Origin of the sequence: Escherichia sp. GZ89 (assembly GCF_019366485.1) — a bacterium.
GTDB lineage: Bacteria > Pseudomonadota > Gammaproteobacteria > Enterobacterales > Enterobacteriaceae > Escherichia > Escherichia fergusonii.
Map to the genome: position 1 here is coordinate 793,230 of NZ_JAEOHX010000001.1, position 26,427 is coordinate 819,656.

Consider the following 26,427-nt stretch of genomic DNA (forward strand, 5'->3'; position numbering starts at 1 on the left):
CCTTATGCCGGAATTTGTCTCTGAGGTGACAACACAATACCTACGCGGCATGATATACATTTGCATTCAGTTGTCAGCAAGGAATTGCCATGTCTCTGTTTCATTTAATTGCTCCATCAGGTTATTGCATCAATCAAGAGGCCGCCTGGCGCGGTGTTCAACGCCTGACAGAAGCTGGTCATCAGGTGAATAATTCAGACGTTATTTACCGACGCTATCAACGTTTTGCTGGTACAGAGAAAGAGCGGCTGGCAGATATCAATGCCCTCGCCCATCTTGATCTCCCCAATACCATCGTACTGGCCGTACGTGGTGGTTATGGTGCCAGTCGAATCCTGGCCGGGATCGACTGGTCGGCATTGATTGCACGGCAGTTGCATAACCCATTACTCATTTGTGGGCACAGTGATTTCACTGCAATTCAGTGTGGGTTACTGGCAAAAGGCAACGTGATTACTTTCAGCGGCCCCATGCTGGCAGCAAATTTTGGCGCAGAAACACTCAATGAGTTTACGGCTCACCATTTCTGGCTGGCATTGCGTAACAAAACATTCACCGTCGAGTGGCAAGGTGAAGGCCCTTCTTGTCAGACAGAAGGAACATTGTGGGGGGGAAATCTGGCAATGTTGATTTCATTAATAGGCACTCCGTGGATGCCAAATATCAGTAACGGCATTCTGGTTCTGGAGGATATTAATGAACATCCATTCCGGGTTGAGCGGATGCTATTACAGTTACTTGAAGCTGGAATATTAGATCGTCAAAAAGGGATTGTTCTCGGTAGTTTTAGCGGTAGTGCTCCCAATGATTACGATGCCGGTTATTCCCTGCAAAGTGTGTTTGATTTTCTGCGGTCACGCCTCTCTGTTCCACTGCTTACTGGGTTAGATTTCGGTCATGAGCAACGCACGGTCACTTTACCTTTGGGGGCTCACGCAGTACTGAAAAATAATCAAAATGGCACCCAGTTAATCCTTAGCGGTCATCCTGTTCTGAAATCTTAAAAAAAACGTGAATAAGCGTTAACTATCCCGCTGTTTCGGTCGTTAATATGGTAGTGTTGTTACTACGAAACAGCGTAATTTGGGAGAAACATAACGTTGGATGCCACGACGATCATCAGTCTGTTTATTTTAGGGTCAGTGCTTGTTACCTGCAGTATTCTCCTCAGTTCGTTTTCTTCACGTCTTGGCATTCCTATTCTGGTTATCTTTTTGGCGATCGGTATGCTCGCCGGGGTCGATGGTGTCGGCGGTATTCCATTCGATAATTATCCCTTCGCTTATATGGTCAGCAACCTCGCACTGGCGGTCATTTTACTTGATGGCGGAATGCGTACCCAGGCCAGCTCGTTTCGTGTTGCTCTCGGCCCGGCACTCTCCCTCGCGACCGTGGGTGTGCTGATCACCTCAGGCCTGACGGGCATGATGGCAGCCTGGTTATTTAATCTCGATTTGATCGAAGGATTATTAATTGGCGCAATTGTCGGTTCTACCGATGCTGCGGCAGTGTTTTCGTTGCTTGGTGGTAAAGGGCTTAACGAACGTGTTGGATCTACACTGGAAATAGAATCTGGCAGTAATGATCCGATGGCGGTGTTTTTAACCATTACGCTGATTGAAATGATCCAGCATCACGAAACAGGAGTCAGCTGGACCTTTGCATTGGATATTCTGCAACAGTTCGGCCTGGGTATCCTGTTGGGTCTGGGAGGTGGCTATTTACTTCAGCAGATGATTAACCGTATCGCCCTGCCTGCCGGGCTTTATCCAATGCTGGCATTAAGCGGCGGTATCCTGATTTTTGCGCTGACTACAGCACTTGAAGGCAGTGGCATTCTGGCAGTTTATCTATGTGGTTTCCTGCTCGGCAACCGACCGATTCGCAACCGCTACGGGATATTGCAAAACTTCGACGGTCTGGCGTGGCTGGCGCAAATCGCCATGTTCCTGGTGCTCGGTTTACTGGTTAATCCTTCTGATCTGCTACCGATTGCTATTCCAGCACTACTTCTTTCCGCGTGGATGATTTTCTTTGCCCGTCCACTGTCAGTCTTTGCCGGACTTCTGCCTTTCCGCGGTTTTAATCTACGGGAACGTATTTTTATCAGTTGGGTCGGCTTACGCGGAGCTGTACCTATTATTCTTGCGGTCTTTCCGATGATGGCCGGCCTGGATAATTCTCGTCTGTTCTTTAATGTGGCCTTCTTTGTGGTCTTAATTTCACTGTTGTTTCAGGGAACGTCTCTCTCCTGGGCAGCAAAAAAAGCGAAAGTCGTGGTGCCTGCCGTTGGTTGGCCCGTCTCCCGCGTTGGTCTGGATATTCACCCGGAAAACCCGTGGGAACAGTTTGTTTATCAATTGAGTGCCGATAAATGGTGTGTCGGTGCAGCATTACGCGATCTGCATATGCCCAAAGACACACGAATAGCGGCACTGTTTCGCGACAACGTGCTGTTGCATCCCTCGGGCAGTACCCGCCTGCGTGAAGGTGATGTACTTTGTGTGATTGGTCGTGAACGCGATCTTCCGGCGCTGGGCAAATTATTTAGTCAATCACCGCCTGTGGCCCTGGATCAGCGTTTCTTTGGTGATTTTATTCTTGAAGGGAGCGCCAAATTTGCTGATGTGGCGATTATTTATGGCCTCGATGCGGGCACTGAATATCGTGATAAACAACAGACGCTGGGCGAGATTGTACAGCAACTACTCGGGGCCGCCCCGGTTGTGGGTGACCAGGTAGAATTCGCGGGGATGATTTGGACGGTTGCTGAAAAAGAGGATAATCAGGTCATGAAAGTGGGCGTTCGTGTCGCCGATGAGATTGCCGAATAAACTCATCATTACCGGAGAGAGACGACTGTCTTCTCCGGTATGAATGCGTTACACTGTCACTACTGGCACACGCAGTGCCAGAGCACACATCAACTCATAGCCCACTGTACCCGCCGCGGCTGCCACGTCATCAATTTTGATCTCCTTACCCCACAGTTCTACTGGCGTACCTATTCCTGCCTGCGGACAAGGTGTTAAATCCACCGCCAGCATATCCATTGAAACGGTGCCAACGGTAATGGTTCGCACACCATCCACCAGTACCGGCGTACCCGTTGGGGCATGACGGGGGTAACCATCGGCATAGCCCGCAGCAACAATACCGATCCGTTGCTCACCGCTGGCGGTGTAACGCCCGCCATAGCCAACACGATCTCCAGCTTTTAATGTCTGAACTCCGATAATTTCACTGCTGAGCGTCATAACAGGTTTAAGCCCGGTATTGGCGATATCACACCAGTGTCCCGTAGGCGAAGCACCATACAAAATGATCCCCGGACGTACCCAGTCAAAATGCGCTTGCGGATGCCAAAGTGTTGCCGCAGAGTTAGCCAGCGAACGACGGCACTCCATCCCTTCACTGGCTTGTTCCACCTTTTCCAGTGCCTGAACAATACCTTCAGGATGTTCGGCATCAGCAAAATGCGACATCAGCGTCATTTCTCCGACATTGCTCATCCCCCGCAGTTGTTGCCAGACAGTGGGTATCTTTTCGGGAGGAAATCCCAGGCGGTTCATGCCACTGTTGACTTTCACATAGATATCAAGCGGGGCATTCAGACGGGCATTCTGCAATGCTTTAAGCTGCCAGTTGCTGTGAACACTCGTTGTGAGACGATACTTGTCATAGACTGCTAAATCATCAGCATGGAAAAAACCCTCAAGCATCAGAATGGGCCCTTTCCAGCCGCGTTCGCGCAGTGTCACCGCATCTTCAATGTTGAGTAATGCAAAGCCATCTGTCGAGGCAAGTGCATTCCATATACGTTCGATCCCATGTCCATAGGCATTGGCTTTTACCACTGACCAGACGCGCGCATCAGGCGCAGCCCGGCGGACAATCGCCAGATTTTGTTTCAACGCCTGTAAATCAACACTGGCCTGTATAGGTCGCGTCATTTCGTTTCCTTTTAGTTATGAACACCGTGCAAATGACGCGGTCTTGCCGGGCTAAAACCACTGCTGTAACGCGCCACGCTCAGATCATCGTAAGGAATAGCCGGGGTACGGCCAGAAAGAATGTCACTCAGTAATTGCCCGGAACCACAAGCCATTGTCCAGCCCAGTGTACCGTGCCCTGTGTTTAACCATAAATTTTTGAAACTTGTACGCCCCACCACCGGTGTACCATCTGGCGTCATTGGACGCAGGCCCGTCCAGAAAATCGCCTGCTCAATATGCCCCCCCCGTGGGTAGAGATCACGTACCACCATTTCCAGCGTTTCGCGGCGCGGTTGCAGCAGTTCGGTATTAAAACCAACAATTTCCGCCATACCACCGACACGTATACGATTATCAAAGCGGGTAATCGCAATTTTGTAAGTTTCATCAAGAATAGTGGAAACTGGCGCGCCATCTTCGTTTGTAACCGGAATGGTTAAGGAATACCCCTTAAGCGGATAAACCGGAATATCGACGATTCCTTTCAACATTGCCGTAGAATAAGATCCAAAGGCCATCACGTAGGCATCAGCTTTAATGACCTCATCACCACATTTCACACCGTAAATTTGCTCACCTTCAAACAACAGTTTGTCTACTGGTGTATTAAAGCGGAACTTCACACCAGCCTGCTCCGCCATCTGCGCGAGTCGCTGGGTAAACAGTTGGCAGTCACCTGTTTCATCATTTGGTAAGCGCAATCCCCCAGTCAGTTTATGTGCGACAGCTGCCAGTGCCGGTTCAACTTCTGCCAGGCGATTTGATTCAAGCAACTGATATGGTACGCCTGCATCTTCCAGAACTGCGATATCACGAGTGGCGTTTTCAAACTGTTGTTCAGTCCGAAACAACTGCAATGTGCCACCCTGACGACCTTCATATTCAATTCCTGTCGCGGCACGCAACTCTTTCAGGCAATCACGACTGTACTCCGCCAGGCGCACCATGCGCCCTTTGTTTTCCATATAGTGGCTGGTATCGCAGTTACGCAGCATTTGCCACATCCATTTTAACTGGAACTGAGTACCGTCCAGACGCACTGCCAGTGGCGCATGGCGCTGGAACATCCATTTAATGGCTTTCAGTGGTACGCCTGGTGCCGCCCATGGTGCCGCATACCCCGGAGAAATTTGCCCGGCATTGGCAGCACTGGTTTCCAGTGCCGGGCCAGGCTCACGATCAATGACAGTGACGTCATGTCCTGCCTGACTCAAATACCAGGCGCTGGTCACGCCAACCACACCACTTCCCAGTATGACAACTCGCATAGCCACTCCGATAACGGTAAAAGAACAATAAACTAATTACATCTTGATAACTCAGATGAAAATATTATTCAACATATAGCTTTTTTATGGTGAGCTGGCTCACATCTCCCTGTAATCATGGGAATATCGCAACTTTGGTATCTCCTGCTGAAGGGGGATTTTATCCAGCATAAAATAGCGTATATATCCTCATCTCTGGCACTCCAGTTATGTGAAATCGCAAAGAAAAAATTTCTCATCGTCACGGTTTTTAACAAGGTGTTCTATGCTTGAAATGAGGTGCTCCACACAGAGAGCGCCGCCAACAATGAGGGTGCGCGTATGGCGACAATTGATTCAATGAACAAGGACACCACACGTTTAAGCGATGGACCCGACTGGACCTTTGACCTGCTGGATATTTACCTGGCAGAGATAGATCGTGTGGCGAAACTTTACCGACTGGACACTTACCCGCACCAAATAGAAGTCATCACGTCCGAGCAGATGATGGATGCTTACTCCAGTGTAGGGATGCCCATTAACTATCCCCACTGGTCTTTCGGTAAAAAATTTATTGAAACCGAACGTCTATATAAGCATGGTCAGCAAGGACTGGCCTATGAGATCGTCATTAACTCAAATCCGTGTATCGCGTATCTGATGGAGGAGAACACCATTACAATGCAGGCGTTGGTAATGGCGCATGCCTGTTATGGTCACAACTCTTTCTTCAAAAACAATTACTTATTCCGTAGCTGGACCGATGCCAGTTCGATTGTTGATTACCTGATTTTTGCCCGTAAATATATTACTGAATGCGAAGAGCGTTACGGCGTGGATGAAGTCGAGAAGTTGTTGGACTCCTGCCATGCGCTGATGAACTACGGTGTCGATCGCTACAAACGCCCACAAAAGATCTCGTTGCAAGAAGAAAAAGCACGGCAAAAGAGCCGGGAAGAGTACCTGCAAAGTCAGGTAAATATGCTTTGGCGAACATTGCCGAAACGCGAAGAAGAGAAAACCGTTGCCGAAGCACGCCGATATCCTTCCGAGCCACAGGAGAACTTGCTCTATTTTATGGAGAAAAACGCGCCATTACTGGAGTCATGGCAGCGTGAGATCCTGCGAATTGTCCGCAAAGTCAGTCAGTACTTTTACCCTCAGAAACAGACTCAGGTGATGAATGAAGGTTGGGCAACGTTCTGGCACTACACCATTCTTAATCATCTGTACGATGAAGGAAAAGTGACTGAGCGCTTTATGCTGGAATTCTTACATAGCCACACCAATGTCGTATTCCAGCCCCCCTACAACAGTCCGTGGTACAGCGGTATCAACCCTTATGCTCTGGGATTTGCGATGTTCCAGGATATCAAACGGATTTGTCAGTCTCCCACCGAGGAAGATAAATATTGGTTCCCGGACATCGCCGGTTCTGACTGGCTGGAAACACTGCATTTTGCAATGCGCGATTTTAAAGACGAAAGTTTTATCAGTCAGTTCCTGTCACCGAAGGTAATGCGAGATTTTCGCTTTTTCACCGTCCTGGATGATGACCGGCATAATTATCTGGAAATATCCGCGATTCACAACGAAGAAGGTTACCGGGAAATTCGTAATCGCCTTTCTTCGCAATATAACCTGAGCAATCTGGAGCCCAATATTCAGATCTGGAATGTTGACTTACGTGGCGACCGTTCACTGACTCTGCGTTATATTCCGCATAACCGTGCACCACTGGATAGAGGCCGCAAAGAAGTGCTGAAACATGTGCATCGCTTGTGGGGATTTGATGTGATGCTCGAGCAACAAAATGAGGATGGCAGCGTTGAGTTACTTGAACGTTGCCCACCGAGAATGGGCAATCTTTAACAGATAATTGAATACCTTTCTCGTTGATCAAAAACCCCCTCAGCTGAGGGGGTCTCTTTATCACTGTTACTGCCCCTGGATGGACAAGTCACCAGGCAGATTTTTTTGCATTCGATGCCAGATCTCGCCACTTTCATGACCGTAGCGACGCACCGTTTCATACACCTGATCATGAGCGCCCTGACGGCATAATTCAGACAGTTTGTGGTAAAAACCTAATGCCAGGCTGCGCGCTTCCGGGTTAGCAAAATAGTGGCGCCCTGTACGGGTATATAATCCTTTCATCCCATTGATGATAAGCCCATAAATTGGGTTACCGGAGGCGAATGCCAGCCCACGGAAAATGCTGTAATCGAGTTCGGCAAAGGCGTCAGCGTGATCAGCCACTTCATTTGCCGCAGCCAGCACCTCTTGCGCTTTATCCGGATGTTGACGGAAAGCAGTACGAATAAAAATAGTGGATATATTGGTTCTGACAGACAGCAGATTATCAATTAACTGGGGTACACTTTCGTGATCGAGACGCGCAAGTGTTTCCAGAATATTCAGCCCGGACGTTTCCCAAAAATTATTCACCTTCGTAGGCTTGCCGTGTTGAATTGTCAGCCAACCGTCTCGCGCTAAACGTTGCAAGACTTCACGCAATGTCGTTCGTGTCACTCCAATAAGTTCAGAGAGTTCACGTTCAGCAGGCAAGATGGTGCCAGGTGGGAAGCGATTATTCCAGATGCTTTCGATGATGTACTCTTCCGCGAAACCTGCCGGGCTTTGCGCCTTAATGACCATAGTGAGATATCCATTACACAGCAAAACAAAATTGCACTCATCATACCAGACGGGTATCAAGGCCGATAGCGGACGCAATAAAGAAAAAGGGGATCGCCGTTGAAATTTCGCGATGTTATCAGCCTGCTGTAGTGAAGTTCTTGCCTGATTTCGTCACGATCGTTAAGCTTAGTTCGCTAAGATAAAAACACCATTTCATTTTTATAGGTAAGGGAAACCACATGGAAATCTCCTGGGGCCGCGCCTTATGGCGTAACTTTCTGGGTCAGTCACCAGACTGGTACAAACTTGCACTTTTGATCTTCTTAATCATTAATCCGCTGATTTTTTTAGTTAATCCATTCATAGCTGGTTGGTTATTAGTCGCCGAATTTATATTTACCCTCGCAATGGCGCTTAAATGTTATCCACTCTTACCCGGTGGATTGCTGGCAATTGAAGCGGTGATGATCGGCATGACCAGTCCATCACACGTACGTGCAGAGGTTGCGGCGAACCTTGAAGTATTACTGCTACTTATGTTTATGGTTGCAGGTATTTACTTTATGAAGCAATTGCTGCTGTTTATCTTCACCCGGTTGCTGCTCAGTATCCGTTCTAAGGCTTTACTCTCACTCTCTTTCTGCCTTGCTGCAGCCTTCCTTTCTGCCTTCCTTGACGCCCTGACCGTCGTGGCAGTCGTAATAAGTGTTGCCGTGGGCTTTTATGGTATCTATCACCGGGTGGCTTCTTCTCGTGGCGAAGATAACGATATTCTCGATGACAGCCATATTGATCAGCACTTTAAAGTTATTCTGGAGCAATTCCGTGGATTTCTGCGCAGCCTGATGATGCATGCTGGTGTGGGCACCGCGCTTGGCGGGGTAATGACCATGGTTGGTGAACCGCAGAACTTGATTATTGCCAAAGCCGCAGGCTGGAGTTTTGGCGACTTCTTCCTGCGTATGTCTCCCATTACTGTACCAGTGCTGGTTTGTGGTCTGTTGACTTGCTTGCTGGTAGAGAAGATGGGCTGGTTTGGCTATGGCGAGAAGCTGCCGGAGAAAGTGCGTCAGGTGCTGCAACAGTACGACGATCAAAGCCGCCTTCAGCGTACCCGTCAGGATAAAGTTCGCTTGATCGTCCAGGCACTGATTGGTGTCTGGTTGGTTATCGCCCTCGCCCTGCATCTGGCTGAAGTTGGTTTAATTGGTTTGTCAGTAATTATTATGGCGACATCACTGACAGGGGTAACCGACGAACACGCTATCGGTAAAGCCTTCACTGAGTCACTACCGTTTACCGCACTGTTAACCGTCTTTTTCTCGATTGTCGCGGTGATCATTGATCAGAGTTTGTTCTCACCGATTATTCATTTTGTATTGCAGGCGTCGGAACATGCGCAGTTAACATTGTTCTATCTGTTTAATGGTCTGCTTTCTTCTATTTCCGATAACGTCTTCGTCGGTACGATCTATATCAACGAAGCTAAAGCGGCGATGGAAAACGGCACTATCTCCCTTAATCAGTTTGAACTGTTGGCAGCAGCAATTAATACCGGAACCAACCTGCCTTCAGTCGCCACACCAAATGGTCAGGCGGCCTTCTTGTTCCTGCTGACTTCCGCCCTTGCACCGCTGATTCGTCTCTCTTATGGTCGAATGGTATGGATGGCGCTGCCTTATACCATTGTCCTGACCTGTGTCGGTTTGCTTTGCGTGGAATTTACGCTGGCCCCCATGACAGAATGGATGACTCAACAAGGCTGGCTAGCTACACTTTCGTAACAACAAACCGGGCTAATCACTGCCCGGTTTATTTTTTCGCCGATTAATTACCTAATTACACTTTATTTTATTTCGCGCTAGTGGCGTGACAAATGAATTGGTTTACACTGCGTGCTCTATGCATGTTGCAGGGAAATTATTATGTTGCGATTTTTAAACCAGTGCTCACGAGGACGCGGTGCGTGGTTGTTGATGGCCTTTACCGCCCTCGCCCTTGAATTGGTAGCGCTATGGTTCCAGCACGTTATGCTGCTAAAACCTTGTGTGCTATGCATTTACGAACGTTGTGCGCTTTTTGGCATTCTTGGGGCCGCATTAATTGGTGCCATTGCCCCTAAAACCCCGTTGCGATATGTCGCAATCATTATCTGGCTGTATAGTGCCTGGCGCGGTGTGCAGTTGACCTATGAACATACGATGCTGCAGCTTTACCCTTCACCCTTTGTAACCTGCGACTTTTTCGTTCGTTTCCCGAGTTGGTTGCCCCTGGATAAATGGATCCCACAAGTGTTTGTCGCTTCAGGGGATTGTGCAGAACGGCAGTGGGAATTTTTAGGACTGGAAATGCCACAATGGTTGCTGGGTATTTTTGTGGCCTATCTTATTGTTGCTATCCTGGTAGCGATTTCTCAGCCATTCAAAGCGAAAAAACGTGATCTGTTTGGTCGTTAATCACTGACCGCTTTTTGCTAAAGATCGAAATAAGGGGGCACAATGGCCCCCTTTTCATTATTGATTATTGCTGTGGATTTTTCGGTAACTCCGAAACCCAGGTTTCTTCGGTTTGCTCATAGGTTTTATCTCCGCGCGTCACCTTCACTTTGACCCAGGTTCGGCCAGGCAAATAGGTGCGGATTTCAGAATAAGCATGCCCCGTCCAACTTAAGGTTACTTTTGCGGGTGTCATAGTGATCTTTTCGGCAGCATCCGGGTATTTTTCATTACCCGCAGTGAATTCTGCTTCCCCCGTCATTGGGTTACCAAACTTATCGGTAAGTCTGGCAATAAACCCAAATGGTTCACCGTCGTCCGTCACATAACCCGGTTCCATAGAGAGACTCAGAACACCATTGTTTTCATCTGCATACAGAGAGAAAGATTTCTCCGCACTGGTAGTAGCGCCAAGCTCATCCAGAGTCGCAGTTAATTTGTACGATCCGGCTGTTCTGCCATGTACACTTACCGTCGCCTTGCCACTTTCATCAGTCGTTACAGTTGATTGATCAACTACCAGTTCTCCATTTTTCGATGGCCCTGTGGTACTGATTTTCACAACACGACCACTTAACGCTTCACCAGATTTGCTTTTCAGTTGCAGCGTAAATTTCAGGTTGCTGGTATCGCTCACTACAGCCGAGCTCACATCAGATGTGATCTCCAGCACGGCATCCTTCACATCCGTCACTGCATCAATATTTTGGCTTGCGGTGATACGCTTCCCATTGAGCATATACTCGGCCTGAATCGTGTACTTGCCAGCTTTTGACGCAGTGAACTGCGTGGTTGCCTGTCCACGAGCATCCAGTTGCAGTTTGCTGCTGGTCAATGATGCTCCCGTTGACGGAGTAATGGTTAAGTTCACATCGCCAGCAAACGCATTGTTATTGGCATCAAGCATCTGAATATCCACTGTCGCGTTTTCATGACCGTCAGCCACAATCTGCTGTTTCGATGCGCCAATCGTCAGTTCTGCAGAGGCGGCATCTGGCACAAAAGTTAACTTAACGCTGCCAGATTCCACACTATTGGAACCGTCAGTCACCCGTGCAGTCACTGTGTACTCTCCCGCTTTCACGGTAGTAAGGGGTACAGAAACACGACCTGCCGCGTCCGTGATGATATTTGCCGGAACAGACAAGCCCTCAGCGGATGTGATGAGTTCAACCTTCTGCCCATTCACCGACGCATTAGTGTTATTTGTCAGCTGCACATTCAGTACCGCTGCATCCTTACCGTTGGCAGGAATATTGGCTGTTGCACTACTGTTTTCAGGGGTCAGTGACAATGATGCCCCGGTCATATTCGATGCAAACGTCACCGTTAGCTCAGAAGAATCCTGAGGACCAGCATGGGCCTTAATGACATAAGATCCCGGTGTAGAGCTCACTAACGCGAAAACAGCGTTACCGTTTTCGTCAGTTGAAACTGCATGTTCACCACCAACTTGTGTTATCCCTGAAGGAAGTGACAACGTCACAGCATAGCCAGGAACCACATTGCCGAAACGGTCTGCAAGGCTTACCGTTACCGTATTCTGCTGCTTACCATCTGCCAATGCATTATTTTTGCTTGCCTCAAAACGAGAGAATGCAAACTGCATTCGATCTTCCGTAAAGGAGATTTCTTTCTCAATACCGGAGAAATCGTGGCTATCAGATTTAACACCTATCCGAATCTTGCCCGCTCGTTTTGCTGTTACAGTAGCGCTATAAACACCCTCTTTTTCTGTGACCGCCCCAAAATCAACACCTTCTGCCTGGTCAAGGGCATAAAAACGCAATGTTTTATCGCCTGTAATGGCATTTCCCTTGGCATCTTTCGCAACCAGTTGTAGATTGATGTTGTAACCAACCACCTGCTCAGCAGGTGCTGCGGTTAATACAGCGTCAGTTTCAGTTTCGCCTTCTTCAGCAACTGTCTGCTTAATATTCAGTGTGAAGGTTTTTCCCAGTACTTTTGCCGTTACACGCGCCGTCCCGGATTGTGAGCCTGCGGTAAGCATTGAGCGATATACACCCGCAGAGATCTCCTGAACTTTGCCTAATTGCGGTCCGCTGACACTTCTGCTGCGCTGAGTATTATTATCAGGCGTAAACTCAAGTGACATCTCAATGTCATTTTCAAGCCCCGTTAATGGCTTACCGTTACTGTCTTTCAGATTAAGCGTAACCGGGTAAGTAGATTGCCCATCAGCCGAGATCTGAGCATTATTATTTCCATCCAGAGTAAAGGAAGAATCGCCAGCAGAGACATTGCTACTGGTGACACTAATCGTCATTACTGCATGGTTAGAAGCATTACCTTTGCTATCACGCGCTGTCGCCCCAACAGTCCAGGTGTTAACACCGCCATTCTGATAAGCCGGTAAAGTAAACTGCCACGACGTACCACTTCCGGTAATCTTGCCACCAGCTGCCGCAAATGCGCTGTCAGACCACTGAACGGACTGGATACCATTGCTGGCATGAGAGACATTTAACGTGACAGGAATAGTTGCCCCACTTTCGCCTTCAATGGCATCAGGCAGACTAATACGCAAAGTACTCTTCTTTTTATACTCCAGAACAATGTTGTTATTACGTTCAACAAAATCGTAGCGACGATTCTGTACCTCTCGCATTGCAGCAACATTGTCGCTGTCCAGCTGTTTCGATAACGGAACACCCGGGCGGTAGTTGATTTCAACACCAAAACGCGTGTCATGGGTATTACTCTGCCCCTGCCTGTGCTGGGCAGAGAATTTCACCAACGGAACAGGGGTATAAGAAATCTCCCCCGTTACCGCGTAAGGGTTCTCCTGCAGATTGTCACTGCCAAACAAGCCAACATTCTTACCATAATATTTTTCGAACTGAACTGAGGCCCCTAACTGCGGGTATGCAGGCAACCAACCCTCAGCAGAAACATCCCAGCCATTCGCCGGACGCTCAAGATAGTCCGCCATATCGCGGCTGTTTTTCCAGTCAGAGAGTCCGAAATAGGTGTTCGCACCAAAACGCAGATAATCCCGCCAGTATTCCACCCCAAAACCGGCACGGGAGTGACTACGCGTTAAGTCATAATCGTAAAAGATGTTCGCCCCCAACATGGCATTGTCCGGGGTAAAATGACGAACACCGACACCAATATTGGCCTGATTGCGATCATCTGTACGATGCAGTGACGTCTGACTGAACAGAACATAATCTTTGGTATCCATCCAGGGATATAAAAAATCAAACTCAGCGTCTTTCAAAGAGAAGGAGTCATCAACATTAAGTTTGATACGCGCATTGCCATATTGCTGTAGCCAGTCAACAACCTCTTTTGTCGCCTGAGCCGATAAAGTATTAACCGCAAAACTACTTGCATTATTATTCGTCAGGCTCTGACCAGCACTTGCTGCAAATGAAGCCAGTTTATTTGCGTGCTCATCATTAGCATAAGTTTGTGCAATATCTGCATTACCAGACGATGCAAAACTGTTTGCCGGAATCAGAGAAAGAGAAACTGGAGATAATATTTGCGTCGCAATAACCGACCATGTGATTGCGTCGGTAGCTTTTCGTTTGAATTTCTTATTCACCATAGTCATTTAAAATAGTAACTCATTGAAAATAACTAAAAAATCAACTGGTAAGACAAGAAGGCGAAGAAATATACTAAATTTTAAATAAAAAGCAATAGGGTTAATGCCAAAGAGGTATACGCCAAATTTCGTGATATATATGCAAAATAGATGAAAATTTATTTATGCAATTTATTATGCTCTAAATAATTCACGTTGCAGGACAGAGCATCAGTGACATTTAAACAATGTTTTCGTTGGTCGTGAATGGGAGGAAGCCTAAGGCCAAATACTCTGCAGATACAGAAAATGCAACCTGATGCATGACAAATATAAGCAAGCTAATGATAAGCAGTTTATATTTCAACAACCAAAATATCATTAAGAAAAATGTGTTTTTCAGAAAATAAAAATCTATTTCCACCATAAACCATCCCTGAAGTGAAAATAGATTTCTGATTATATCAAGAGAGGAAATAATGGACGGGCGAATTCACTGCGCCCAGTCAGGTTTATTTAAGATGTGGTCCTGCCAGTCGACAACTTCGCTTTCTTTTACTGCGATATGACGAACAGAAATACGCTCTGCGTGCATTGCTGCTTTCGAACCGACAATCAGTGGATGCCACTTCGGCAACGGTTGACCTTCTGCAAGCAGTCGGTAAGCACACGTCACAGGTAGCCATTCAAATGTGGGCAGGTTTTCCCGCGTTAATTTAATGCAGTCTGGTTCATATTCGAAGCGACGTTCGTAGTTGCGGCACTGACAGGTTTTGATGTTCAACTGGCGGCAGGCGACGTTGGTGAAATAGATCTCGTCGGTATCTTCATCCATCAGTTTGTGCAGGCAACATTGACCACAGCCATCGCACAACGACTCCCATTCGGCATCAGTCATGTCTTCCAGGGTCTTAGTTTGCCAAAAAGGTATGTCGCTCATCAGGGTATCCACCATTGCTATAAAGGCGCTTCTTATAACCACTTCGTAAGATCGATGCAAGTATTGCCGCCCCAAAGAGCGGCAGAATCTGTATACAAGATATTACAATACGCGAGTGATCAAATAATGACCATTGACGTTGATTTCCAGCTCATCGCCACTCACCAGGGGACCTACGCCTTCTGGCGTTCCAGTCAGTACGACATCCCCCGCTCTCAGGGTGAAGAACTTACTCATATAAGCGATAAGCGGAACAATTTGATGAATCATATCAGCAGTAGTTCCCTGCTGCCGCACATGACCGTTCACCTTCAAACCTAATGATGTATTCTGGGGATCACCGTCAAATTCCCCAACAGGGATAAACCCCGAAATTGGGCAAGAATTATCAAAGGCTTTCGCTTTTTCCCACGGTTGCCCTGCTTTTTTCATTTTTCCCTGAATATCACGCAGCGTCAGATCTAACGCAACGCCATAACCCGCAATGGCTTTGCGTACATGCTCTTCTGTGGCCTGACGCAGGGTCGCACCAATCAGTACAGCCAGTTCAACTTCATGATGGACAGCACCAAGATCGCTCGGGATAGCCAGCGGCTGACGGAGATCGCACAATGCCGTTTCCGGTTTGATAAACAACACCGGTTCCTCTGGCGTCTCGCTGCCCATCTCCTTGATGTGTTTGGCATAATTACTGCCGACACAAACAACCTTACTTACCGGGTAATCGAGCAGCGCACCTTGCCAGTTATGATGTTGGTACATAGTTTTCCCCTACGCTAAGTGATATTCAGGAATGACCTGGAGACTACCCGTTATTGATCACTCTCTGTACGGATATGCCCGGTCAAAGAAAGATGCTGTTTCAGTAAATCTTCTGGTGGTGGCGGTAACTGCAAATAATATCCCTGCTCGGTTAACGCCTTTTTCACTTTTTCAATATCAGCATTGACTAATTTTTTACGCCCGTCCAACGGCAGAATCATCGCCAGTTGTGGTTTACCGAATCCCTGCATCAGCTCTTCGGGAACACGTGAAAAATCGTCTTTTTTTTCGACATATAAATAGGTCTGATCACGTTTACTACTTCTATAGATCACACAAAGCATACATTTACTCTGAATTAATGGGATGGTGACTTGCCTGAATATAATAGTGACTATAACATGCCTTCTGGACTTCGGAATATCTCCCCATACCGGGAAGATAATTAGCTAATTGAGTAAGGCCAGGATGTCAAACACGCCAATCGAGCTTAAAGGCAGCAGCTTCACCTTATCAGTGGTTCATTTACATGAGGCTGAACCAGAGGTTATTCGTCAGGCGTTGGAAGACAAAATCGCGCAAGCTCCTGCTTTTTTACGACATGCACCAGTGGTTATCAATGTCGGTGACCTTGAAAGCCCGGTTAACTGGTCTGCGCTACAAAAAGCAGTGTCATCCACAGGTTTGCGCATTATTGGCGTCAGCGGCTGTAAAGATGCCTCACTGAAAGCTGAAATTGATGAGATGGGGCTTCCCTTACTGACTGAAGGTAAAGAGAAAGTTGCGCGTTCCCGCCCTGCTGAGGTTATTACCCCAGCCACTCCGGTGCAAAACGCTAACCCCATCACAAAAACGCGATTAATAGATGTTCCCGTACGTTCCGGTCAGCGAATTTATGCTCCACAATGTGATCTAATAGTGACTAATCACGTCAGTGCTGGTGCAGAACTCATCGCCGATGGCAATATTCATGTGTATGGCATGATGCGTGGTCGTGCGCTTGCGGGAGCAGCGGGTGATCGTGAAGCACAAATATTTTGTACCAACCTGACGGCAGAACTGGTATCTATTGCAGGTGTTTACTGGCTGAGTGATAAAATCCCGGCAGAATTTTATGGCAAAGCGGCACGTCTGCGGCTGGCAGATAACGCTTTGTCAGTTCAACCGTTAAATTGATCCCTTTTTAACAAGGAATTTCTATGGCACGCATTATTGTTGTTACTTCGGGTAAAGGTGGCGTCGGCAAAACCACCTCCAGCGCGGCCATCGCTACTGGTTTGGCCCAGAAGGGAAAGAAAACTGTCGTTATCGATTTTGATATTGGCCTGCGTAATCTCGATCTGATTATGGGTTGTGAGCGCCGCGTCGTATACGACTTCGTTAACGTCATTCAGGGTGATGCTACATTAAATCAGGCGTTAATTAAGGACAAACGTACTGATAACCTGTTTATTCTTCCTGCTTCGCAAACACGCGATAAAGACGCACTCACCCGCGAAGGTGTCGCCAAAGTTCTCGACGATCTTAAAGCGATGGACTTCGAATTTATTGTCTGTGACTCCCCCGCCGGTATCGAAACAGGTGCACTGATGGCGCTCTATTTCGCTGATGAAGCCATTATCACCACTAACCCGGAAGTTTCTTCAGTGCGCGACTCTGACCGAATTTTAGGTATTCTGGCCTCAAAATCACGCCGTGCTGAAAATGGTGAAGAACCGATTAAAGAGCACCTGCTGCTGACCCGTTATAATCCGGGCCGTGTGAGCAGAGGCGATATGCTGAGTATGGAAGATGTGCTGGAGATCCTGCGCATTAAATTGGTTGGTGTGATCCCTGAAGATCAGTCTGTGCTCCGCGCCTCTAACCAGGGTGAGCCAGTGATCCTCGACGCCACAGCCGATGCGGGTAAAGCGTATGCCGACACCGTTGAGCGCCTGTTAGGAGAAGAACGTCCTTTCCGCTTCATTGAAGAAGAAAAGAAAGGTTTCCTCAAACGCCTGTTCGGAGGATAAGTTATGGCCTTACTTGATTTCTTTCTCTCGCGGAAAAAGAACACAGCGAACATCGCTAAAGAACGCCTGCAGATTATTGTAGCTGAACGTCGCCGCAGCGATGCTGAGCCACATTACTTACCGCAATTGCGCAAAGATATTCTTGATGTGATCTGTAAATACGTACAAATCGATCCTGAAATGGTCACTGTACAGCTTGAGCAAAAAGATGGTGATATTTCCATCCTCGAACTTAACGTGACATTGCCGGAAGCCGAAGAGCTGAAATAACGTTCGATAAGAATATTCTCAAAGAAGGGCAGATTATTTCTGCCTTTTTTTGTGACTCAATTTTTATATTTTTAGCGCTTTTCAGCCAATAAAAAACCCAGACAAAATGCCTGGGCCTTAAAATTTGGACCGCCATCGAGGCCTCGAACCCCGTACCTTCCAACAATCCTTTTGTCGTTTGTCGTTTGCTCTTCCTGATGAGCTAATGGCGGTAATATTCGTCACCGGCAATTTGCCTGAGGGTAGCTAACTCATCCCCCTTGTGACCGGAGCGAATAATACACAAGACAGATTGTCCATGCAATAACTATAGTTTACATAAATACATCAGAAGGAATAATTGCCTGTTTTTTGCACTTAGCGCGCATAATTCACTCAACCAGTAATGATGAGCACACTTGCGCCACTAACGCTTTCTGGTGACTTATTACCACCATGCCCAATGCACGACGCTGACACAATTCCAGCAAGAACGTCCAGACATCACGCTGAGTTGCCGGATCTAGTTGTGCGGTAATTTCATCAGCAATAAGAAAGCGCGTACGTGGATCGAGTGCTCGTAACAACGCCAGTCGGGCAAGCTCACCGCCAGAAAGTTGACCCGGACGCCGCGTTAGCCATTCAGGTGCAATATGTAAGCGCGCCATCATTTCAGCATCCGGTGACCAGAAATCCTGTAAAGAGTCGGCAATGCTGCGACAGGGATTAAACGTTAATTCCGGATGTTGTGGTACAAGTTGTACCGGGCAATAACCGCAGTTCGCAAGCGGCTTACCATCAACCAGGACCTCCCCTGACAACGGTTTTTGCCAGCCAGCCAGAACTCTGCCGAGTGTGGTTTTTCCGCTGCCGCTTGGAGTACTGAGCCCCAGCCGCTCGCCCGGTCTTAAGGAAAATGACAGATTCTGCCAAAGGACTTTCTCCCCCTGACGAATGAGCAGATCACGACAGCTAAGCATTCTTCTTCCCCATTCAGACAAAAAGCAGATTTTTTTCTGGCAATGCCTGCCACTGACGCTTTAATTGTTCGCTCATCTCGCCTTGCAGAAGTTGTTCCCGACTAAGGTTATCGCTGACTCGCCCCCGATGAAGCGAGACAATGCGGTCAGCATACTGCCCGGCCAGCATTAAATCGTGTGTCACCCATAGCACCCCATAACCTTGTTTGCACAAGCCCTGCAATTGTTGCATGAGCTGATGCGCCAGTGGTGCATCCAGCCATGCAGTAATTTCATCAGCCAGTATATACCGGCAATCGCTTAACGCTGCATGACAGGCCAGGACACGTTTCGCCATACCGCCAGAAAGCTGTCGTGGATAACGCCGAAGAACGGAGGATTCCAGTTGATTTTGTGCCAGCAGTTGCGTCACATGGTGGATATTCCAGTTTTTACCCGTTAATTGATACGCCCGTTGCAAATGTTTTTGCACATCCAACATCGGATTTAGCGCCTGCACGCCCTGCGGCACATAACTGAATGTTTTGCCACGCAGTTGTCGCAAACGATGATTATCCACAGGTGAGCCATTAAGGGATATCTTCCCCGTTAAGCGGATATTGTCTGGCAGCAAATCGAGTAGTGACTGCAATAACAGGCTTTTCCCTTCCCCACTGCCACCCACTAACGCCACCAACTCACCTGGCGCGAGCTCAAAAGAAATATCCTCCAGTAAAGGAGACCAGCGCTTGGCACCAAACCAACGATAGCGTGCGACTTCCAGAGTCACTTGTTGCAAACTCAACATTTATCGTTCCTTAACCATAACTGCTGAACTGCTCTTGCCAGTTGATCAAATAACATCACCAGAATAAAGAGCATCAAACCAGGAAATAAAACCAGCCACCAGTTACCGTAGCTGATAAAACGCAATGCATCTGCCAGCAGTAAACCAAGCGAAGGTTCATGTGGTGCGAGGCCAAATCCCAGAAAACTCAGGGCTGCCGAATGCAAGACTGCGTGAGGAAACATAAGCAAAGTGCCTGTCAGCCACTGCGGCAGTAATGCGGGAAGATAGTGATGACGCCAGCAATACAACGCACGGCGACCTGCTCGTCGGGTTAACATCAGGTAATCACTCTGCGCCACCCGTTCTGCCTCCGCCCGCAGGATCAATGCCAGGCGCGGCCAGTGAGTAAACGCGACGGCCATAATCACACCGTTTTTCCCCCCTCCCAACGTAAAGCAAATTAGGATTAACAGCAGTAGATGCGGCATCGACAACATTGCATCAGTAAGCAGGCGAACGAGTGTATCGAAGTGTCGATTTATCCGCGAAATTGCCGCCATCATTAACGCAATGAATCCGCTACATAACGCAGCGCCAACACCAATTTGTAAGCTGGTTAATGCTCCCTGAAAGCATCGGATCCATAAATCACGCCCAAGGTTATCCGTTCCAAACCAGTGTTGTGTATCGGGAGGCAAATGGCGAGCCAACAGATTAACTGCCAGGGGGTCCTGTAATGCCAGCACGCCACAACAGGTTATGATGAGCAGCAAAGAGGCAGATACGAAGAGCCGAAGGAGAACTGGAGCTGGGTTATAAAGCATCTGGCCGCTCCAACGCATAATTCAGCCGATTCACCAGCCATGCAGACAGACTATTCCCCACAAAAACCAGCAACGTGCTAAAGAGTACAATGCCCAATAACAACGGCACATCACCACGCAATCCGGCATCGATAGTTGCCTGACCAAGGCCAGGATAAGCAAAAACCTTTTCAGCCAACAACGCTCCGCCAAGCAACTCCCCCAAAGAAGCAAATTGCAAACACAGAGCAGGCGTAATGGCATGACGCAGCACATGATGACCCAATAGTGACCAGCCAGCATCACCCTGTGCACGGGCAAAGCGGACAAATTCACTGCCCATTACACTGGCTATTTTTTCACGAGTATGTAGTGCGATCTGCCCCATACCCAAAAGGCTGAGAGCAGATACAGGTAAGATCAAATGGCGTATTCGTTCGGTAACAGTAGCGACATCGCCACTGTTACCAGGTTCCCAGGCACAGCAAACCGGCAAGACGGGCCAGCGAACGGCAAATAAGGCCAGCAGTAGCAGCCCTATCCAGAATGTAGGTAATGATGACAGGAGATAACTCGCTCGACAGATCAGTTTATCGGGCCAGCGGTGCAAATAGCGCCCGGCCAGAAATCCCGCTGAAATTCCCAGCAAGCCCGACAACAGCCATGCGCCGGCCAACAAGGCAAAGGAGGTAGCAAAACGCTCGCCGATCACTTTCGCAACCGGGGCGTTATACAGCATCGAATAACCTAAATCTCCCTGTAACAGACGGAAAAACCAGTGAGCAAAACGCTGCCATAATGGTTGATCAAGCCCCCAACGTGCGGCAATACGGGCATATTGTTCTGGTGGCACATGCAGCAGATCATTACCGATATAGGCACGGATGGGGTCAACGGGCGAGAAACTTAGCAGCATAAATGTACCTGCCGCCACCAGCATTAGCAGAGTTACCAACCGCAGCAAATGATGGGCAATACGCATCATTAACGACAAGTCCATTTCCAGTCAGACAAGTTATTTAGCAGTGACCAGCTACCATGAATTTCCGGTGCGCCTTTACCCAGGTCGATACATGGATTAGCAAGATAAGTGTGTTGAATATTGAGTAACCACGCCCACGCTGCATCCCCCTGTACCCCCGCACCGGTTTGACCATCCCATTCAACCTGCTGCCAGAATGGAACGGCTTTTTGCCAGTCCGGTGCATCCAGCGCCTGTTTTAAATGCTGTTCAACGGTGGTATTGCGGTAATAACCGGGGTTGTAATATTCGACACCCGCAGCCTGTCCACTATAGTGGTGAACCAGCTCCATAGGGTCGAGGCTTCCCCAGCCGAAAAGCGTCGGATTGGCATGCATATTCCGCTCTACCGTTTCCCAACTTCCTGACTGTAACGAAACCGCAATCCCCAGTGGTTGCAGCATTGCGCGGACGGCTTCCGCCAGATCCTGACGGGTACTGTCACCGCTGGCGTACCATAATGTAAGATTTGCTGCCTTCCCGTCTTTCTCTCGTACGCCGTTTTTACCCATTTTCCAGCCAGCCTGATCGAGAATTGCCCGGGCTTTATTGAGGTCGCCATCTTTGAATGTGCTGACAGGATTCTGCCATGGTAGTCCCTGAACTGCGCTATAAGCCGGAATGGCATGACCTTCCATGACCTGCTGGGCGAGTTGCTTGCGGTCAATGGCGTAGTTAATCGCCCGACGGATGGCGACATCAGCGGTGATATCGTTACCAACAGGATAGCCATTCGCATCTTTTTTGCCGGCAGGCTCCATTGGAAAAACAATGCCACGGTTTTCTACACTATCACGTACCCAGAGTTTGAGATTTTTTTGCTGTGGCGAGGCAGCCATTGACGGGGCAATACGCACGAGGTCCAGTTGACCACTGCGTGCTGCAGCCCAGGCGTTATCTTCATCCAGGAAAACAAATACCAGTCGATTAAAGTCGTTTTTCTTTCCGGCATACCAGGGGTTGGCTTCAACAATCAATTGTTGTCCTGGCTGGAAACTTACGAGTCGATATGGGCCTGCACCAATAGGTTTCTGAGCGAACGTTTTCTCATCATATTCTTTTGCCGGAACAATGCCCAACGAACCCAGCACATTTACGAAGGTACTTTGCGGATGGCTAAGCGTGATTTCGACTGTGCGTTTATCGATCTGGCGAGCATTACTAAAGTTCCCCATATCGATTTTCCCACCGCTTTTCGCTGCTTTATTGTAGGTAAAAACAACGTCTTCGGCAGTGAGCGGAGAACCATCTGAGAAGCGAAGATCGGGCTTTAATGTCAGGGTCCAGGTTTTACCGTCATCACTGGTTGCAACTTTCTCAGTCAGTAAATTCCCCCAACTCATATCGGCATTCTGCTTTAACAACGGGCCATGAAGCAGGAAATAACTGCCGTGGCTCCAGCCAAGCATGGGATCAAAACCTTCGGTTGGTTCAGCACCAATCGCCAGTTTAAGAGTACGTCCATCTTGAGGTTGTTCTGCTGCGTAGAGTGAGGAAGTGAGTGCGAAAGTCAGCGCACATGCCACCAGTGCCCGTTTAGCCGTAATCATTTTTTTTCCCGATCAATCGTCAATTCATCCCCCTGACAACAGATGTCCGGGGCGCCTGGGAAGGCATTATGATTGACCCGGTCAATAGAAAATATGACACAGGACAGAAAAGTATGATCATTTTATAAAAACGTCATACCCTTCTGTCTGGTGTTTTCATCGACACTCTGTAGTCTTTGTGCGCTAATTTCATACGCAGCCGGTTAATAAGGTTAATTAAGAACCACATCACTGCGTTAATGAAATTGACCACAACCAGGAAATTGGCAAACCATGAGCCATGGGCGCCAAATAAAATCACCAGAAAGGTGAGGATAATAAAGAATGCCGAGATAATGGCGTAAAGCCTGACAATGTCTAACGGTTTGTTTTTGTTCATATTACTGCAATTAACAACCCTATCTTAAAGCTTGTTAATATTCTAGCAAGCAAATGTAAGAAGAATACAGACGGGAAATGTTACTGAATCTCTGAAATGATTCAGTATTGATTTATATTCGTTGAATATTTGATCAATGACTTGTGCCGTGGTGTATTTTTCACCACGGCACAACCTTCTACAGGTTAGAATTTATATTTGAAACCAAGCATAACGGCGGTGTCATTATAACCATTGTCACCGAGCTGCACGCCGACGTTACCCCAGACACTGGCGGAAGGACTCAGATTACCGTTAACACCGAGTTTTATCTCGCCCAGGTTTTTCGCCCCTTCCTGCTCAACTTTCACGCCATTCATGGAAACGGCGAAATCTTTGCTGTTATGGATCCAGTTCATCTCAACAAAAGGTTCGAAGTCATCACCATGCGGACCACTGTTTTTATCCTGCGTGCGGATAAAGGTGCGAAATCCCAATCGGGTCTGAATGTTGTTGCTCGCTTCGTTTTCGACACGAGTACCATTGGCTTCAGTATGGGCGTTATGATCAACATCCATCCAGATAGCCTGAGCCTGGGGTTGGAAGATCCATTCATATTTCGCGTTTTCTAAACCTGTGTGTTTATTCAGGGAAAAACCGTATCCTGCTTCTATAGATGCAGTTGCCCCTTTCGAACTGTAACTTTCGTAAGCCAGCTCATCGCCTTTCACACTGTTTTTAAACCAACTGTACTGCGCCCAGGTGTCGAGGTAAGCCCCTTTTTTGCTGACCTCATCAGCAAACCATGTGGCGTACAGACCGGCACTGTAACCTCTAACGCTACCCTTTGAACGGTAACCGGAAATCGAGGAATGAGTTGAGTTATAGTCACGGGCATAGCCTCCCATCACACCAAAGCGCCAGCTACCTTTTTCGCAGAATGCACCGGTGAACAGATCCGCGCCAAGCTGTGTTACATAGCGATGTGAAGTGGTTTTTAATTGTCCACTACTATCACGCCATGCGTTATGCCCACTGATCTGGCGTAGCCATAATCTGCTTGTGCGTTCCTGTTCTCTGGCAGGATCGATATAACGCGTTTCACCTGCTCGATCATTCAGGCGCATCAAAAACAGAGTGTTTGCCGCTGCCAGGTTGGCAACATAACTTCCCCCTTCCGGGCGCAAAACAGGAATGCTGTTTCCGGCTGGGTTGATGTTGTTACCGGAGTCCGTATCCGGGAGAACACTGTCGTCATTACCTTCGTCGGGATTTGGTACAGGATCACCACTGTCCGGCGGAGTAACATCTTCATCGTCGGAATCCGGTTGAGTAATGTCCTCATCGCCGGTATCTGGCGGAGTATCATCATCTGAGTCTGGCGGAGTTACATCATCATCACCTGATGGGGCGTCATCAATCAGGAAGTTTGTCAGATACCAGTTTTTATTGATTTTGTTTAACTCATATTCGTAAGCTCCGGCGGTGATCCTGCCAACCTGATTAAATACACCACTGGAATCACCGCCGACTGTGATCAGCTCAATACCATTGATTGTTGCTTCACCTGTACCGCCGGCATTTGTGACATAAACATTCGTTGAACCAGATGTATTTCCTTTGACCTCTAGTTTATCTGTTGGCGAATCATCTCCATTTAATACCGTTCGAAAATAGAGCGAACCATTATCACCATGATAGTCACCATTAACTATTAACTCACGACCTTTATCAAAGGTTTGACTCTCGTAGTTTGACAGATAGATTTTACTCTCAGAGTTTGTCAGATTGGTTACTGTAGAGGAATCTGACATATACCATCGAGTACCTGCAGAAAGTGAAAGATCAGTTTTAATCTCTGATGCCGTCTCATTATTTATTAACGCCGCACCATAGAGGGTCGAATCAGAAGCCTTAACTACCAGTTCACTTTCAGTGTTATTGATTAAAACATTATTAGCTGATGACAATATACTCTGATTTCCTATCTCAATCGAAGCTAAAGAATTATTAACTTCTATAACTTCTGAGGAACTGTTAAGCTGTGTATTTGACAGTGTGACATCAGCAGAATTTATATTTCCTGAGAATGACAACCCTGTTCCTTTATCTGTGGTTGCGATGACATTTGTTAAAGTCAACGTGCCACCATTATGGATTTTGGCAATGCTTGCGCTTTCTCCTTCCGTAGATATCAGGCTATTTTCAAACGTTATACTCCCCTGCCTGATAGCAATTGCATGACTTTCTTCACCATGAGTGGCAAGCATTACATCATCTAACTGGATAAAAGATTTTTCCCCGTTAGCATATGCACCATAGCTTCTATCTCCTGTGGTCTGTATTACCCCCCCTGTCATTTTTAAGTCTGCACGGCTAACAATTTCATGATCATTCTGCTCATCCTTAACATCATCCACTTCATCAACACAGGTTCGATTATCGCCAGGATTGGAGCAAGCCAAAACGCCTGACGCATTTTTTCCTTTTGTAATAATGATATTCAAGCCATTTGCTTTGATTATAGTGTTTTGATCAGCGACATCAGAGTTATCGAAATCTTTATCATTAACCTGGCTTAATAGTCCTGCTGAATAATCGCCTGATGTATATACAATATTAACCCCATCCATAGTGGTTGTTGCACCATACTCACTAACGACAGCGCTGGAGGTAATCCCATTTTCTCCTTGCCCCCCAGATGTTACTATTAATGAGTTCTCTATAGTTGCCTCAACTCCAACATCACTAACAGAAACCCCATAACTTGAATTACTATTAGTATAGACTATGGAATTTGACACCTTCTTATTGACGGTATCTGAATTTATTATCACTGCATGCTGATTATCATCTGAAGGCGTTATCACAATATCAGCATATGCACTATTCACAGCCAGAGCGATTAATCCCAGGCTAAACCCTGGTAATTTATTTTGTTTCATAGATTAGCCATCCATTCATTGGATAAAAACATTCCTGATTACGTAACCTATAAGCCCAGACTACCAAAACTGACTGTAAAGGCAAAAACAAAAAAACAAGAA

Annotated in this window: 22 protein-coding genes; 8 read left to right on the forward strand and 14 right to left on the reverse strand. The window is 47.5% G+C overall.

Annotation, left to right across the window (positions count from 1 at the left end; genetic code table 11):
• The first annotated feature begins 89 nt into the window (after window positions 1-89).
• A complete protein-coding gene (gene ldcA, locus K0335_RS03840) occupies window positions 90-1,004 on the forward strand; it encodes a muramoyltetrapeptide carboxypeptidase (RefSeq protein ID WP_000051592.1) in 915 nt (304 codons plus the stop codon).
• A gap of 96 nt (window positions 1,005-1,100) precedes the next feature.
• The gene (locus K0335_RS03845; RefSeq protein ID WP_000340219.1) at window positions 1,101-2,834 is read left to right on the forward strand and encodes a potassium/proton antiporter; all 1,734 of its coding nucleotides are present in this window, start codon (window positions 1,101-1,103) and stop codon (window positions 2,832-2,834) included.
• A gap of 48 nt (window positions 2,835-2,882) precedes the next feature.
• Here the strand turns inward: K0335_RS03845 and dadX are convergent, their stop codons facing one another.
• Both dadX and K0335_RS03855 read right to left on the reverse strand, forming a co-directional pair.
• A complete protein-coding gene (dadX, locus tag K0335_RS03850; RefSeq protein ID WP_000197922.1) occupies window positions 2,883-3,953 on the reverse strand; it encodes a catabolic alanine racemase DadX in 1,071 nt (356 codons plus the stop codon).
• 11 nt (window positions 3,954-3,964) lie between these two features.
• The gene (locus K0335_RS03855; protein ID WP_001266929.1) at window positions 3,965-5,263 is read right to left on the reverse strand and encodes a D-amino acid dehydrogenase; all 1,299 of its coding nucleotides are present in this window, start codon (window positions 5,261-5,263) and stop codon (window positions 3,965-3,967) included.
• Window positions 5,264-5,584: 321 nt separating this feature from the next.
• Between K0335_RS03855 and K0335_RS03860 the strand changes: the two genes are divergently transcribed.
• Entirely contained in the window at window positions 5,585-7,117 is a 1,533-nt protein-coding gene (locus K0335_RS03860; RefSeq protein WP_000190826.1) for a SpoVR family protein, read from the forward strand.
• A gap of 66 nt (window positions 7,118-7,183) precedes the next feature.
• On the opposite strand, the gene fadR is transcribed toward K0335_RS03860, so the two are convergent.
• Window positions 7,184-7,903, reverse strand: a complete 720-nt coding sequence (gene fadR, locus K0335_RS03865; RefSeq protein ID WP_002431510.1) for a fatty acid metabolism transcriptional regulator FadR — start codon at window positions 7,901-7,903, stop codon at window positions 7,184-7,186.
• A 221-nt stretch (window positions 7,904-8,124) separates the two neighbouring features.
• Between fadR and nhaB the strand changes: the two genes are divergently transcribed.
• The gene (nhaB, locus tag K0335_RS03870; protein ID WP_000406420.1) at window positions 8,125-9,669 is read left to right on the forward strand and encodes a Na(+)/H(+) antiporter NhaB; all 1,545 of its coding nucleotides are present in this window, start codon (window positions 8,125-8,127) and stop codon (window positions 9,667-9,669) included.
• 141 nt (window positions 9,670-9,810) lie between these two features.
• Window positions 9,811-10,341: a disulfide bond formation protein DsbB gene (gene dsbB / locus K0335_RS03875; protein ID WP_000943469.1), complete on the forward strand. Its 531-nt coding sequence runs from the start codon at window positions 9,811-9,813 to the stop codon at window positions 10,339-10,341.
• Window positions 10,342-10,405: 64 nt separating this feature from the next.
• Here dsbB and K0335_RS03880 read toward each other — a convergent pair whose 3' ends face one another.
• From K0335_RS03880 to K0335_RS03895, 4 genes are all read right to left on the reverse strand, one after another.
• The gene (locus K0335_RS03880) at window positions 10,406-13,963 is read right to left on the reverse strand and encodes an inverse autotransporter beta domain-containing protein (RefSeq protein WP_104920520.1); all 3,558 of its coding nucleotides are present in this window, start codon (window positions 13,961-13,963) and stop codon (window positions 10,406-10,408) included.
• Between the two features lie 466 nt (window positions 13,964-14,429).
• Entirely contained in the window at window positions 14,430-14,876 is a 447-nt protein-coding gene (locus K0335_RS03885) for a YcgN family cysteine cluster protein (protein WP_200754458.1), read from the reverse strand.
• A gap of 102 nt (window positions 14,877-14,978) precedes the next feature.
• On the reverse strand, window positions 14,979-15,638 hold the full coding sequence (locus K0335_RS03890; protein WP_000284290.1) for a fumarylacetoacetate hydrolase family protein: 660 nt from the start codon (window positions 15,636-15,638) through the stop codon (window positions 14,979-14,981).
• A gap of 50 nt (window positions 15,639-15,688) precedes the next feature.
• Window positions 15,689-15,982 (reverse strand): YcgL domain-containing protein, encoded by a 294-nt coding sequence (locus tag K0335_RS03895; RefSeq protein ID WP_000882813.1) that lies wholly within the window; start codon window positions 15,980-15,982, stop codon window positions 15,689-15,691.
• Window positions 15,983-16,106: 124 nt separating this feature from the next.
• Between K0335_RS03895 and minC the strand changes: the two genes are divergently transcribed.
• From minC to minE, 3 genes are read left to right on the forward strand one after another with little or no spacing between them, the layout of a single operon-like run.
• The gene (minC, locus tag K0335_RS03900; protein ID WP_000072531.1) at window positions 16,107-16,814 is read left to right on the forward strand and encodes a septum site-determining protein MinC; all 708 of its coding nucleotides are present in this window, start codon (window positions 16,107-16,109) and stop codon (window positions 16,812-16,814) included.
• A gap of 23 nt (window positions 16,815-16,837) precedes the next feature.
• Window positions 16,838-17,650, forward strand: coding sequence for a septum site-determining protein MinD (minD, locus tag K0335_RS03905; protein WP_219393734.1), 813 nt, complete (start codon window positions 16,838-16,840; stop codon window positions 17,648-17,650).
• Between the two features lie 3 nt (window positions 17,651-17,653).
• Window positions 17,654-17,920 (forward strand): cell division topological specificity factor MinE, encoded by a 267-nt coding sequence (gene minE / locus K0335_RS03910; protein ID WP_001185664.1) that lies wholly within the window; start codon window positions 17,654-17,656, stop codon window positions 17,918-17,920.
• A 371-nt stretch (window positions 17,921-18,291) separates the two neighbouring features.
• Here the strand turns inward: minE and K0335_RS03915 are convergent, their stop codons facing one another.
• From K0335_RS03915 to K0335_RS03940, 7 genes are all read right to left on the reverse strand, one after another.
• Window positions 18,292-18,879 (reverse strand): ATP-binding cassette domain-containing protein, encoded by a 588-nt coding sequence (locus K0335_RS03915; protein WP_219393735.1) that lies wholly within the window; start codon window positions 18,877-18,879, stop codon window positions 18,292-18,294.
• A 13-nt stretch (window positions 18,880-18,892) separates the two neighbouring features.
• Entirely contained in the window at window positions 18,893-19,666 is a 774-nt protein-coding gene (locus tag K0335_RS03920; RefSeq protein ID WP_000950215.1) for an ATP-binding cassette domain-containing protein, read from the reverse strand.
• Entirely contained in the window at window positions 19,660-20,472 is an 813-nt protein-coding gene (locus tag K0335_RS03925) for an ABC transporter permease (protein ID WP_000966652.1), read from the reverse strand. The genes K0335_RS03920 and K0335_RS03925 overlap by 7 nt, the downstream gene beginning before the upstream one ends.
• The gene (locus K0335_RS03930; RefSeq protein ID WP_000984493.1) at window positions 20,462-21,436 is read right to left on the reverse strand and encodes an ABC transporter permease; all 975 of its coding nucleotides are present in this window, start codon (window positions 21,434-21,436) and stop codon (window positions 20,462-20,464) included. Before K0335_RS03930 ends, K0335_RS03925 begins: the two co-directional genes overlap by 11 nt.
• Complete coding sequence (locus K0335_RS03935) at window positions 21,436-23,022, reverse strand: ABC transporter substrate-binding protein (protein WP_000626975.1); 1,587 nt, start codon at window positions 23,020-23,022, stop codon at window positions 21,436-21,438. Before K0335_RS03935 ends, K0335_RS03930 begins: the two co-directional genes overlap by 1 nt.
• 133 nt (window positions 23,023-23,155) lie before the next feature.
• Window positions 23,156-23,401 carry a cell division-associated protein YmgF gene (ymgF, locus tag K0335_RS22595; protein ID WP_001038935.1) on the reverse strand — a complete coding sequence of 82 codons (246 nt, stop codon included), beginning with the start codon at window positions 23,399-23,401 and terminating at the stop codon, window positions 23,156-23,158.
• A 185-nt stretch (window positions 23,402-23,586) separates the two neighbouring features.
• Complete coding sequence (locus K0335_RS03940) at window positions 23,587-26,325, reverse strand: autotransporter outer membrane beta-barrel domain-containing protein (protein WP_104920517.1); 2,739 nt, start codon at window positions 26,323-26,325, stop codon at window positions 23,587-23,589.
• Between the last annotated feature and the right edge of the window lie 102 nt (window positions 26,326-26,427).

Excerpts from the sequence above, each read along its gene's own strand:
- minD (WP_219393734.1), top strand. The coding sequence starts at position 16,838 with ATGGCACGCATTATTGTTGTTACTTCGGGTAAAGGTGGCGTCGGCAAA.
- K0335_RS03915 (WP_219393735.1), bottom strand. The coding sequence starts at position 18,879 with ATGCTTAGCTGTCGTGATCTGCTCATTCGTCAGGGGGAGAAAGTCCTT.
- ymgF (WP_001038935.1), bottom strand. The coding sequence starts at position 23,401 with ATGAACAAAAACAAACCGTTAGACATTGTCAGGCTTTACGCCATTATC.
- nhaB (WP_000406420.1), top strand. The coding sequence starts at position 8,125 with ATGGAAATCTCCTGGGGCCGCGCCTTATGGCGTAACTTTCTGGGTCAG.
- K0335_RS03855 (WP_001266929.1), bottom strand. The coding sequence starts at position 5,263 with ATGCGAGTTGTCATACTGGGAAGTGGTGTGGTTGGCGTGACCAGCGCC.
- fadR (WP_002431510.1), bottom strand. The coding sequence starts at position 7,903 with ATGGTCATTAAGGCGCAAAGCCCGGCAGGTTTCGCGGAAGAGTACATC.
- K0335_RS03885 (WP_200754458.1), bottom strand. The coding sequence starts at position 14,876 with ATGAGCGACATACCTTTTTGGCAAACTAAGACCCTGGAAGACATGACT.
- dsbB (WP_000943469.1), top strand. The coding sequence starts at position 9,811 with ATGTTGCGATTTTTAAACCAGTGCTCACGAGGACGCGGTGCGTGGTTG.
- ldcA (WP_000051592.1), top strand. The coding sequence starts at position 90 with ATGTCTCTGTTTCATTTAATTGCTCCATCAGGTTATTGCATCAATCAA.
- K0335_RS03935 (WP_000626975.1), bottom strand. The coding sequence starts at position 23,022 with ATGATTACGGCTAAACGGGCACTGGTGGCATGTGCGCTGACTTTCGCA.
- minC (WP_000072531.1), top strand. The coding sequence starts at position 16,107 with ATGTCAAACACGCCAATCGAGCTTAAAGGCAGCAGCTTCACCTTATCA.
- K0335_RS03930 (WP_000984493.1), bottom strand. The coding sequence starts at position 21,436 with ATGATGCGTATTGCCCATCATTTGCTGCGGTTGGTAACTCTGCTAATG.
- K0335_RS03920 (WP_000950215.1), bottom strand. The coding sequence starts at position 19,666 with ATGTTGAGTTTGCAACAAGTGACTCTGGAAGTCGCACGCTATCGTTGG.
- K0335_RS03880 (WP_104920520.1), bottom strand. The coding sequence starts at position 13,963 with ATGACTATGGTGAATAAGAAATTCAAACGAAAAGCTACCGACGCAATC.
- K0335_RS03860 (WP_000190826.1), top strand. The coding sequence starts at position 5,585 with ATGGCGACAATTGATTCAATGAACAAGGACACCACACGTTTAAGCGAT.
- K0335_RS03940 (WP_104920517.1), bottom strand. The coding sequence starts at position 26,325 with ATGAAACAAAATAAATTACCAGGGTTTAGCCTGGGATTAATCGCTCTG.
- K0335_RS03890 (WP_000284290.1), bottom strand. The coding sequence starts at position 15,638 with ATGTACCAACATCATAACTGGCAAGGTGCGCTGCTCGATTACCCGGTA.
- K0335_RS03895 (WP_000882813.1), bottom strand. The coding sequence starts at position 15,982 with ATGCTTTGTGTGATCTATAGAAGTAGTAAACGTGATCAGACCTATTTA.
- K0335_RS03925 (WP_000966652.1), bottom strand. The coding sequence starts at position 20,472 with ATGCTTTATAACCCAGCTCCAGTTCTCCTTCGGCTCTTCGTATCTGCC.
- dadX (WP_000197922.1), bottom strand. The coding sequence starts at position 3,953 with ATGACGCGACCTATACAGGCCAGTGTTGATTTACAGGCGTTGAAACAA.
- minE (WP_001185664.1), top strand. The coding sequence starts at position 17,654 with ATGGCCTTACTTGATTTCTTTCTCTCGCGGAAAAAGAACACAGCGAAC.